This window comes from Mesorhizobium sp. M7A.F.Ca.US.005.03.1.1 (assembly GCF_003997975.1).
GTDB classification, from domain to species: Bacteria; Pseudomonadota; Alphaproteobacteria; order Rhizobiales; family Rhizobiaceae; genus Mesorhizobium; species Mesorhizobium ciceri.
On record NZ_RZRO01000085.1, the window covers coordinates 16887 to 28057 of the forward strand.

General features: G+C 62.5%; 10 protein-coding genes. 1 reads left to right on the forward strand and 9 read right to left on the reverse strand.

The window, feature by feature from the left end:
* Position 1 precedes the first annotated feature (1 nt).
* The 8 genes from EN990_RS26915 to EN990_RS26950 form a co-directional block, all read right to left on the reverse strand.
* On the reverse strand, positions 2-757 hold the full coding sequence (locus tag EN990_RS26915; RefSeq protein ID WP_013527879.1) for a molybdopterin-synthase adenylyltransferase MoeB: 756 nt from the start codon (positions 755-757) through the stop codon (positions 2-4).
* A gap of 31 nt (positions 758-788) precedes the next feature.
* Positions 789-1934 (reverse strand): DNA replication/repair protein RecF, encoded by a 1146-nt coding sequence (gene recF, locus EN990_RS26920; protein WP_013527878.1) that lies wholly within the window; start codon positions 1932-1934, stop codon positions 789-791.
* A gap of 82 nt (positions 1935-2016) precedes the next feature.
* Complete coding sequence (dnaN, locus tag EN990_RS26925; protein ID WP_013527877.1) at positions 2017-3135, reverse strand: DNA polymerase III subunit beta; 1119 nt, start codon at positions 3133-3135, stop codon at positions 2017-2019.
* A 303-nt stretch (positions 3136-3438) separates the two neighbouring features.
* Entirely contained in the window at positions 3439-4914 is a 1476-nt protein-coding gene (gene dnaA, locus EN990_RS26930; RefSeq protein WP_224618575.1) for a chromosomal replication initiator protein DnaA, read from the reverse strand.
* Positions 4915-5839: 925 nt separating this feature from the next.
* Positions 5840-6106, reverse strand: coding sequence for a 30S ribosomal protein S20 (rpsT, locus tag EN990_RS26935; RefSeq protein ID WP_013533694.1), 267 nt, complete (start codon positions 6104-6106; stop codon positions 5840-5842).
* 182 nt (positions 6107-6288) lie between these two features.
* Entirely contained in the window at positions 6289-7062 is a 774-nt protein-coding gene (locus tag EN990_RS26940; RefSeq protein WP_127370236.1) for an enoyl-CoA hydratase, read from the reverse strand.
* A 132-nt stretch (positions 7063-7194) separates the two neighbouring features.
* Positions 7195-8085, reverse strand: a complete 891-nt coding sequence (mutM, locus tag EN990_RS26945) for a bifunctional DNA-formamidopyrimidine glycosylase/DNA-(apurinic or apyrimidinic site) lyase (protein ID WP_127370237.1) — start codon at positions 8083-8085, stop codon at positions 7195-7197.
* Complete coding sequence (locus EN990_RS26950; RefSeq protein WP_013533691.1) at positions 8078-9319, reverse strand: phosphopentomutase; 1242 nt, start codon at positions 9317-9319, stop codon at positions 8078-8080. Before EN990_RS26950 ends, mutM begins: the two co-directional genes overlap by 8 nt.
* Before the next feature lie 251 nt (positions 9320-9570).
* Between EN990_RS26950 and EN990_RS26955 the strand changes: the two genes are divergently transcribed.
* Positions 9571-10491 (forward strand): PhnD/SsuA/transferrin family substrate-binding protein, encoded by a 921-nt coding sequence (locus tag EN990_RS26955; RefSeq protein WP_063169997.1) that lies wholly within the window; start codon positions 9571-9573, stop codon positions 10489-10491.
* 34 nt (positions 10492-10525) lie between these two features.
* On the opposite strand, the gene EN990_RS26960 is transcribed toward EN990_RS26955, so the two are convergent.
* On the reverse strand, positions 10526-11149 hold the full coding sequence (locus EN990_RS26960; RefSeq protein WP_318014161.1) for a TadE/TadG family type IV pilus assembly protein: 624 nt from the start codon (positions 11147-11149) through the stop codon (positions 10526-10528).
* Positions 11150-11171: the final 22 nt, after the last annotated feature.

Sequence of the window (11171 nt, forward strand, 5' to 3'; positions counted from 1 at the left end):
TTCAGCTTCTCTTGTAACGGATGGTGTCGAAGCGCGCCGCCAGCCCATCATAAAGCAGCAGCCGGCCGACCAGCGGTTCGCCCACGCCGGTGATCAGCTTGACCGCCTCCATGGCCTGCAGCGTGCCGATGACGCCGGTCAGCGCGCCAAGCACGCCGACTTCGGCGCAGGACGGCACCAGGCCCGGCGGTGGCGCTTCGGGAAACAGGTCACGATAGCCTGGGTTGGGCTTGCCGTCCTTGCCGTCTTCGAAGGGCTTCAGCACCGTGACCGAGCCGTCGAAGCGTCCGACGGCGGCATGCACCAGCGGTTTCCCAGCGCTCGCGCAGGCATCGGCCACGGCGTAGCGCGTTTCGAAATTATCGGAACCGTCGACGACGATGTCATAGCGGGCGACGAGGGCAGGCGCATTGTCCGTGGTCAGCCGGAACGTATGCGGTTCGACTGTGGTATTGGGATTGATGCGGGCGATTGCCGCCTTGGCGCTGTCGGTTTTCAGCAGGCCGACAGTGTCGGTGCCGTGAATGACCTGACGCTGCAGGTTGGAGAGCGAAACGGTGTCGTCATCGACCACGCCAAGCGTGCCGACGCCGGCGGCGGCAAGATATTCAAGCACCGGGGCGCCCAGCCCGCCGGCGCCGATGACCAGCACCCGGGCCTGCTTCAGCCTCTGCTGTCCGGCGCCGCCGATTTCCGGCAGCACGATGTGGCGGGCATAGCGTTCGATCTCGTCTGCGGTCAGGGCGGCAGTGGTCATTGCCTGATCATACAGGCACGGAAAAACCTTGTCAGGGGTCTTCGGTTGGCCCAACCGTCCCGTGGTCGACGGTCAGGAATTGCGCACGGCCCTGGAGACTGGAAAACAGCGCAGCATCGGTTCCTGTCATGAATGCCTGGCAGTTCAGTTCCTCCAGGATGGAAAACAGCGCCGCGCGCCGCCCGCTGTCGAGATGCGCAGCGATCTCGTCGAGCAGCAGGATCGGCGTCATGCCCGACATTTCGCCGGTCAGCCTTGCGTGCGACAGCACGATGCCGACCAGCAGCGCCTTCTGCTCGCCGGTCGAGCAGAGCTCGGCCGGCATCGCCTTGGGGCGGTGCCGAACCACCAGGTCCGAACGGTGCGGGCCGTCGAGCGTACGCCCGGCGGCGCGATCGCGCTCGCGGCCCTCGGCAAGCGTCCGACGGAAGCGTTCCTCCACATCGACCGCCGGCGCCACGGCAATCTCGGCTTCCAGCTCGCCTGAAAGGCCGATATCGGCTTGCGGAAACGGTCCCGTGTCGGGCAGCCTGTCGATCATGGCGGCCAGCAGGCGCACCATCTCGGCGCGCGCCGCGGCAATCGCCACACCGGTTTCGGCCATCTGCGTCTCGATAGCGTCGAACCAGCGGTCGTCCCGAGAGCTTTCGGTAAGCAGTCGGTTACGACCGCGCATCGCCTTCTCGTAGTCGATCGCACGTTGCCCGTGGCCGGGATCGATCGCCAGCACCAGCCGGTCGAGGAAGCGCCGGCGATCCGCGGCCGGTCCGGTGAATAACGCGTCCATGGCTGGCGTCAGCCAAACCACGCGCAGCCATTCCAGCATGTCCTCGGCCGAACGCGCCGAAGCTCCGTTGATGCGTACCCGCCTGCCGCCTTCGCCGGCGGTGTCACCGCCGGAAATGCCTGTTCCGATCTCGACCTGGCCATCAGGTCCGTCGAGCCGGGCATGCAGCGCAAAGCCGCCGTCGCCGCCCTCGCGCGCGACATCGGCGTAGGGCGCGCGGCGCAAGCCACGTCCCGGTGTCAAAAAGGAGATCGCTTCGAGGAGATTGGTCTTGCCGGCGCCGTTGTCGCCGGAAAAAACCACGGCACCTGGCGCCAGATCGATCGTCAGCGCCGCATAGTTGCGGAAATTAGTAAGTGTTAGCTTACTTATATGGTTCTGTGCCGGCAACCGCTATCCGCCTATAGAAGTCGCCGTAAATATCGCGCTTGCCGCCGGTCCACAACAGGACCGAAGTGCTGACACCGCGCCGCTACACGCGCATCGGCATCAGCACATAGAGTGCGGTCTCGTCGGCCATGTCGTGGATCAGCGTCGGCGAACCGGCATCCGCCAGCATGAACTTGGCCTCCGTGCCGGTCAGCTGCGCGGCAACGTCGAGCAGGTACTTGGCGTTGAAGCCGATCTCGATCGGATCGGATGAATAGTCAGCGGACAGTTCTTCGGTGGCGCTGCCTGAATCCGGATTGTTGACCGCAAGCGTCACCTGACCCTCGCTGATCGACAGCTTCACCGCGCGACCGCGTTCGGAAGAGATGGTCGAGACACGATCGACGGCGGCGGCAAAGCTCTGGCGGTCGATGATCAGCTTCTTGTCGTTGCCTGTCGGAATGACCCGCTGATAATCGGGGAAGGTGCCGTCGATCAGCTTCGAGGTCAAAACCACGCTGCCGATGGTGAAGCGGATCTTGGTGTCCGACAGTTCGGTGGTCACCGCGACATCCGGATCGTCGACAAGCTTCTGCAGCTCGCTCACCGTCTTGCGCGGAATGATGATGCCCGGCATGCCCTCGGAACCCGCCGGCGCGTCGATCTCGGCGCGCGCCAGGCGGTGGCCGTCGGTCGCCACCGAGCGCAGCTTCAGCTTGCCGCCGACCTCATGCGTGTGCAGGTAGATGCCGTTCAGGTAATAGCGTGTCTCCTCGGTGGAGATGGCGAACTGGGTCTTCTCGATCAGGCCTTTCAGGGCAACCGAGTCGAGACGGAAGATATGCGAGAAGGATCCGGCCGAAAGCTCCGGGAAGTCGGATTGCGGCAGGCACTGAAGGCGGAAGCTCGAGCGGCCGGACGTCACCGTCATGGCGTTGCCGTCCTCGTCCGTCTTCAGCATCACCTCGGCGCCATCGGCGAGCTTGCGCACGATGTCGTAGAGCAGATGTGCCGGGACCGTCGTCGCCCCGCCGCGCTCCACCTTGGCGGGCGTCGCTTCGGTCACCTCGAGGTCGAGATCGGTCGCCTTCATTTCGAGGCTGGCGCCTTCGGCGCCGAGCAGCACGTTGGACAGGATCGGTATGGTGTTTCGCCGCTCGACCACACGGTGGACGTGGTTGAGCGACTTCAGGAGATTTGACCGTTCCAGGATAACACGCATGACGAAACAGGCTCGCTTGAATGAATGACGGGTCACCAGTGAGCGGCGTCCCGCGAAAGGTCTGAATAGGCTCAGAATCTGCGTAAACTGACAGGAAAAAACCAGCAAACGCAAGCCCGCGCCGCCGGTTCAGGCCGGCTACGCGGGCTTTCTGGGGATAACGCGCCCGAAGTCCGCGAGCCAGTGTCGAAAAACCGAAATCCAGATCGCTTCCAGGCCACGCCACGAGCCCGATGCAGGCCCGGCGCTACACAGGCAAGCCATTGAATCCCGGCGTTGTTTCGGTTCGGCCCTCCCGGAGGGTCAGGCCTGATCGTTGATCAGCCGCCTCAAAAGCTCAAGTTCCTGCGCCAGCGTGTTGTCGTTGCCGGAAAGGTCCTCGATCTTGCGCACGGCATGCAGCACCGTGGTGTGATCGCGGCCACCGAAACGCCGTCCGATCTCGGGTAGCGAGCGCGGCGTCATCACCTTCGACAGGTACATGGCGACCTGCCGCGGCTTGACGATGGTGCGCGTGCGCCGGTTGGACAGCAATTCGGTCTTCGACACATTGTAGTGACGCGCCACGATGCGCTGGATGTCCTCGATACGGACACGCTTCGGCTCACCTGTGCGATAGATGTGGCCGAGGATTTCGTCGATCCGGTCGATGGTGATCTGCGGCTCGAAGGATTGACGGAACAAAAGCTGATTGAAGGCGCCTTCCAGCTCGCGTCCGCTGCCGGTCACGGTGCGGGCGACGTGATTGAGGATCTCCTCCGAAATGTCGAGGGATGCGTCGTCGCTCCTGGCCGTGGCAAGGCGCAATTTGAGCATGCCGAGGCGCATGGCGAAATCGGGCGCCGACATTTCAAGCGCGACACCGCCATTGAGGCGCGAACGGACCCGCGGTTCGAGCGATTCCAGTTCCGATGGTGGCCGGTCGGCAGCGACGACGACCTGCTTGGCGCTGTCGAGCAGCATGTTGATCAGGTGGCAGAATTCGTGCTGGATCGACTTGCCCTGCAGGAACTGCATGTCGTCGATGATGAGCAGGTCGATGTCGCGCAGCTGCTCCTTGAGCGTCAGAGCGTTGTTGTCGCGGATGGCGGTGGCAAAGCGCCACATGAAATACTCGGCCGTGAGATAGACGACGCGCGACTTGGGGTTCTGCTTCAGCGATTCCGCGGCGATGGCCTGCAGCAAATGGGTCTTGCCGAGCCCGACGGTTGCGTGAAGGAAGAGCGGATTGAAGCGCACCGCGCTCGATTGCGATTCCGCCACTGCCTTGGCGGCGGCGAAGGCCACCCGGTTCGACGGCCCCTCGATGAAAGAGCCGAACGTGTAGCGTGGATCGAGCGGTGACCCCAGAACGTTGTGGCGGAATTCGCTCTCGACGGGTGTGCCCGGACGCGGAGTCGATGCGCGCTCCACCCGGCTGGGGCTGACTGTGCCTGCGGCAAGCGCCGTCTGCGTCTGCCGTGTCACCTTGCTGCGTGCCGGCGTTACCTCTGGCTCGGCCTGGGCGCGTCCCTGACGGGTTGCCGTGCGCACGACGATGTCGATCTTGAGAAGATCGGGATCCTCCTGCTTCCACAGTTCGGAGATGAGGTCGAGATAGTGGCCGTTGATCCATGAGCGCAGGAAGGCGGTAGGCACCGAGATGCGGACAATGCCCTTGGAAGCCTCGGCGACTTTCATGCGGCCAAACCAGCTCGAATAGACTTCGGTTCCCAGGCGCGCCTTCAACTGGGTCTTGACCCGGTCGAATTTCTGTTCCGCGTCGCTGGACACCGCCATGTCGTTTGCTCCGATCAAAGTTCCAGGAAATGGGAGGTCGCCCGTAAGTTCCCTTTCGATGCCGCTCTGCATGATCTTTTCCTTGTCCTTCCGTACCTGTTTTCCGCCGGGGATGCGCCTCCTGCATCCGGTTCCGGCGACCTAAGTCTTTGCTACGATGTCCGCTGCCGCCGCCGGCAGGTGAACGTCGCCCATTATCCGTGGGAACCGGTGCCGGCCCATGGAAGCCAGTCCGCGTTGGGTATGTCAGGGCAATACAACACCGTCCGGCGAAAAGAGCGCCGGCGCGCCGTCTACCTGCCATGTCTAGTTACGCCAGTCCCCTACCGTATCGAAAAAGACAAACCAAAGCCGTCCGCGGACTTGATCCGCGTTGCAAATCCCGCCAATTTAAGCTGGCCGATTCAGGCTTGGGTTAAGAGCCAGAGCCCGTCCCTTTCGATAGATCGACACTACCGAAATCGCTGTGGATAGGGCAAGGCCACGTCTAACGGATTTTTAAGGAATCTGGTTAGTGGAGGCGGGTTCGAGTGGCATGCCGCGACGGCACATTTTAACAAAGCCATTGTGATTCAAACCCTTTTCCGGCGAATATGAAAAACCGGGCGCTGACAGAAATATTCTGAAATAATTCGCTTGACAGCGACTTCTCCCCGATCGGGCCAGTCCGGTGTGGACAAGCTGTGGATCACCATCTGTAAGCGTTTGAAAAATATAAGCTATTTCTGACAGCCAAGAATCATTAGGCCGGCGATTTTCAAGTGTGCCGATCAACAGCAGGCATGCATATGCCGGCAAACTATTCCCTATTGTGAAATCCGCATAAGACGCCGTTTCCGGACATTCTTTTTAAGTGCTTGCCGGCAAACGAAAAAACCCGGCACAAACGGCCGGGTTCGAAGAACGTCAGTCTAGGCAAGTAATGTCAGGCCGACAGTACCTTGACCCGCTGAGCCAGTCGCGACACCTTGCGGGACGCCGTGTTCTTGTGAATCACGCCCTTGGTTGCGGCGCGCATCAATTCCGGTTCCGCGATCTTGAAGGCAGCCTGTGCGGCAGCCTTGTCACCGGAGGCAAGCGCCTCTTCGACCTGGCGGATATAGGTGCGGACGCGCGAGCGACGGTTCTTGTTGATCGCTGCGCGGCGGACGATCTTGCGCGTTGCCTTTTTGGCCGAGGATGTATTGGCCATGATGCCTCTCTTCTGATCTGGTCGGCGCATGCGGGATGCCGCAGGGCGCAAAAAACAAACGGGCTGCCACGGGGCCGCCTCGGTTGGTGCGGCTTATAGTTCAGCTTTTCCGGCGCGTCAACGCTGCCTGGCCTTCTTTTTGGCGGCCAACAGCCATCTTCTTCGAAGCCAAGGGATTGGCGTCAGCGGTTGGTGAAATTCGGCTTCCGCTTCTCGGCAAAGGCCGCCATGCCTTCCTTCTGATCGTCCAGTGCAAACAGCGAGTGAAACAGCCGGCGCTCGAACCGCAATCCCTCGGCAAGCGTCGTCTCGAAGGCGCGGTTGACAGCTTCCTTTGCCATCATCACCGATGGCAGCGAGAAAGCGGCGATCTTGGCCGCGGCCTCCAGCGCCTCCTCGACAAGTTCGCCGGCAGGCACGACCCGCGACACCAGGCCAGAACGCTCGGCCTCGGCGGCATCCATCATCCGCCCGGTCAGGCACATGTCCATCGCCTTCGACTTGCCGACAAAGCGGGTCAGCCTTTGTGACCCGCCCATGCCTGGAATGACGCCGAGCGTGATCTCGGGCTGGCCGAACTTGGCCGTGTCGGCGGCGATGATGAAATCGCACATCATCGCCAGCTCGCAACCGCCGCCGAGTGCATAGCCCGCCACCGCCGCGATAATAGGCTTTCGCGCCCGCGTCAGTTCCTCCCAGCCGACGAAGAAGTCTTGGGCGTAGGCGTCCGCATAGGAGATGGACTGCATCTCCTTGATATCGGCGCCCGCCGCGAAAGCCTTTTCGGAACCGGTGATGACCATGGCGCCGATACCGGGATCGGCGCTGAACCCGTTCACGGCTGCCACCACCTCGGTCAGGATCTGGGAGTTCAGCGCGTTGAGCGCCTGCGGCCTGTTCAGCGTGATCAGCCCGACCTTGCCGTGCGTCTCGGTGATGATCGTCTCATAGGTCATGGCTGCTTCTCCTTGCTTACGCTCGTCTAGAGCGGTTCATCGTTTCACGGAAACGCAGAACCGCTCCATCTCCTTGTCTTGATGCAATTTCGGACGGAAAACCGCCCTCGCTTTTCCTGGAATTGCTCTGACTCATCGCTGGCATGTCCGGCAATAAAAGGTCGATCGGCCGCTCTGCACGATACGCTCGATGTGGCCGCCGCAACTGGGCTTGGAGCAGGCCTCGCCTTCGCGGTCGTAGACGGCGAAGGCGTGCTGGAAATAGCCCAGCGACCCATCGGTCTGCATATAGTCCCGCAGTGAGGAACCGCCGGCTGCGATCGCATCCGATATCACCGAACGAATGGCTTGCGCGAGGTGTTCGCTTTGGGCCTGGGCTTTCTTTCCGGGCCTGGCGATCGTGCCCGCCTCGCGCAGCGGCGACAGGCCCGCACGCCACAACGCCTCCGACACATAGATATTGCCGAGCCCGGCGATCAGCCTCTGGTCGAGAAGCGCTGCCTTCAGCGGTGATCTCCGCCCCTTCATCAATGAGGAAAGCAGCGCACCGTCCAATGTGTTGCCCGTAGGCTCGACGCCAAGTCCAGCCAGCATCGGATGAACGTCCGGCAGTCCTTCCGCAAACAACATGAAGCCGAAGCGGCGCGGATCATTGAAGATCACGCGCGATCGGGTACCGGCCGGAGACACGACATGGAAGACGACGTGGTCGTGATTGGAGCTCTTCGAGCGGTCGTGCCGGAAGATGCCGGGCATGTCGCTGCCATCAGCCGTCTCGATGCGGAATGAGCCCGACATGCCGAGATGGCAGATCAGCGCGGGGCCGCCTTCCAGGTCCATCGTCAGATACTTGGCCCGGCGGCCGAGTGCCGTGATCGTCTTGCCGGCCAGTCGCTGCGCGAATTTCTCGGGAAATGGAAAGCGCAGATCCGGTCGGCGCGCCTCGACGCGGGCGATGGTGGCGCCTTCCAGAACCGGCTGAAGTCCGCGCCGGACGGTTTCGACCTCCGGTAACTCAGGCATGACCGCCGATCGCCGCATAGAAAGAAGTGCCGTAGCGTCCGGGCGCCAGCCCGAGATGCTCGGCCACGGTTTCGCCGATGTCGGCGAATGTCGTTCTCAGTCCGATGTCGCCGCCCTTGAGACCCGGTCCAGTGCCGATCACCGGAACGCGCTCGCGCGTGTGATCGGTCCCGGCCCAGGTAGGGTCGTTGCCGTGGTCGGCCGTCAGGATGAGAAGATCGCCCTGCCGCAGCCTCGCAAATGCCTCCGGCAGCCGCAGGTCGAAGGCCTCGAGCGCTGCAGCATAGCCCGCGACATCGCGGCGGTGACCGAATTCGGTGTCGAAGTCGACGAAATTGGCGAAGACGAGGTCACCGTCGCCGGCATCATCCATCGCACCCAGCGCTTCGTCGAACATAGCCATGTTGCCTGCCGCCTTGCGCACTTGCGAAATTCCGCGATGGGCGAAGATGTCGCCGATCTTGCCGACGGCGATGACACGGCTGCCACGCGCCGTCAGCCGGTCGAGCAGGGTCGGTTCCGGCGGGGGCACGGCGTAGTCATGACGGTTGTATGTCCGCTCGAAAGTGGCGGTGGTTTCGCCGACGAACGGCCGCGCGATCACCCGTCCGATCCTGAGCGGGTCAACCAGCCTGCGCACCACCTGGCAGAATTCATAAAGCCGATCGAGGCCGAAATGGACTTCATGCGCGGCGATTTGCAGGACCGAGTCGACCGACGTGTAGCAGATCGGCTTGCCGGTCCGGATGTGTTCCTCGCCAAAGCGCTCGATGATTTCGGTGCCCGGCGCATGGCAATTGCCGAGAATGCCCGGCACCTTGCCTTCGCGGATCATCGCCTCGGTCAGTTCGGCCGGAAAGGCGGGAACCGTATCCGGGAAATAGCCCCAGTCGAGGCGCACCGGCAGGCCGGCGATCTCCCAATGGCCCGACGGCGTGTCCTTGCCGCTCGAAACCTCCTGTGCGGCGCCGTGAAAGGCAGTTGGGAGCAGATCCGTCCCGCTGCTGGCAAAGCCCAGCCCCGTTGCGGTTTCGGCAGCCTTGCCAAGCCCGAGCGAGGCCATCTGGGGGACAAACAGCGGTCCACTGCGAAGCCCTTCGCGATCCGCGCGGCCCTCTGCACAGGCTTCTGCGATGTGCGCGAATGTGTTGGCGCCGGCGTCGCCGTAGCGGTCGGCGTCGGCCGCTCCACCGATGCCGAAGGAGTCCAGAACGAAGAGGAAAGCGCGTGCCATCGAGTTGTTGCCAGTTTGACCGACCAGACATAGGGTTCCGCGACTTCATTGGCAATTCGGAAACCAAACGGCAACGGCTTGGCGTGATAGTCTGGTGCATGTCGCCCAAAAGTGCGCAGCGGTTTTGGGATAACGACATGCACAAACAGAGATGCATGTCGCCCAACGGTGCGCAGCGGTTTTGGGCTGCGATATGCACAAATGCTCCGGGCATGGGCATGAATCGAGGACAACAGACCGTGGTTCCTGTCATGAGGGTTGCGCTGAAGACTTATGCCGCTCTCATGCTGGCGCAGGTCGCGCTCTGGTCAAATCCGGCGCATGCCGACTGGCGCGACGATATCGGCACGTTTCGCATCGGCATCGTTGCCGAGCCAGGCGCCGGCAACTCCGTTCCGGGGCTGGCACTGTTGACCGACGCCTACACCAAGGCCTTGGGCATGAAGGTCGAGTTTGTCGTTGCCCGCAACTATGCCGCGCTGATCGAGGCGCAGGCCAATGCCCGCATCGAATATGCGATCTATTCGGCCACCGCATATGCGACGGCCTCGCAGCGCTGCTTATGTATCGAACCGCTTGTGGCTCCGGTCGATTCAGACGGCGCGATCGGCATCCGCTCGGTTCTGCTGACGCGGGACGGCAAGCTGCCCGACCTTGCGGCGATGGACAGCCATCGTATCGCCATGGCGCCTCCTGACAGCGTCGGCGGTTCTCTCTTGCCATTGGCGGCGTTGGCGGCGGAAGGCCGCAAGATCGCGGAAGATGCACCGTTTCTGGTCCATGCCGATTCGGCCGCGGCGGCCGAGACGATGCTGGTCGACGGCAAAGCCGATGGCCTGTTCGGCTGGGTGACGGCCGCTGCCGACGGCCCGCGAGAACCGTCGGGCACGCAGGCGAGGTTGGAGGCGGCAGGGCTCTCGGTGACGGCGCTTCGGATCGTATGGACGTCGGGCCTGTTGAGATACGGCCCCCATGCGGTCCGCAGCGATCTCGACCCCGAAGCCAAGCGCCGGCTTGCCGTGTTCCTCACCAACCTCAAGTCGACGACGCCCGATATCTACGATCTCCTGGAATCGAAACATTCCGGCGGCTTCGCCACCGTGGCGCCAAAAGACTACGAGATGGCCGCTGCTATCGTGCGCTTCGTTTCGGACCGTGGGCCGCAGCAGTAGCTGGAGCGGCCTGCGCACGCCTGGCTGCCTCTGTTCAACAGTCGCTGCAAGGGATCGTCACGCTTCTGCGGGGGCGCAGAAAATAGGTTTCGCCCATGGTTATGTTGCTGAAAGCCGAGGTCAGCCCAAGCTTCTGTTGACTGCTCGCGCTCCACGCGATGACCGGCGTATAGCCGAGGTTGCTTTCAACGCGGATGAGAAAAGTGTTGGCGACTCTGAGCGACGCCGGGATCGTTGTCTCGGTGGTGGCGGCGGCGCCAGGGCTGGCGACGCCGGCTACCAATTTGCGTGACCACACCACCAGTGCCCTCGTCGCATCGGCCGAGACCTGGATTGCCGTGACGGTGATGGTCGGATTTGAGCGGTTGTAGGGCTGAAGGGTGACGCTGCCGATCTGCATGATGGCGTCGACATCTGCCTTGAGGACGCTTGTCTGCTGGGTGACGAGATCGGCCACCATGCTGCCGATACGGCTGACCTTCTTGCTGGTCTCGATGGCTTGCGACGCTTCCATTGTGAGGAAATACATGATCAGCAGAATTGGCATGATCAACGCGAATTCGACCGCCGCGATGCCACGACGATCGGACCAGAACAGACTTGTTTTCCGCCAAACTCCCGTAATCATAAGATGTGCCCCCGCACGCATCATGCCCATTGCCCTTTTCTTATACTGCTCG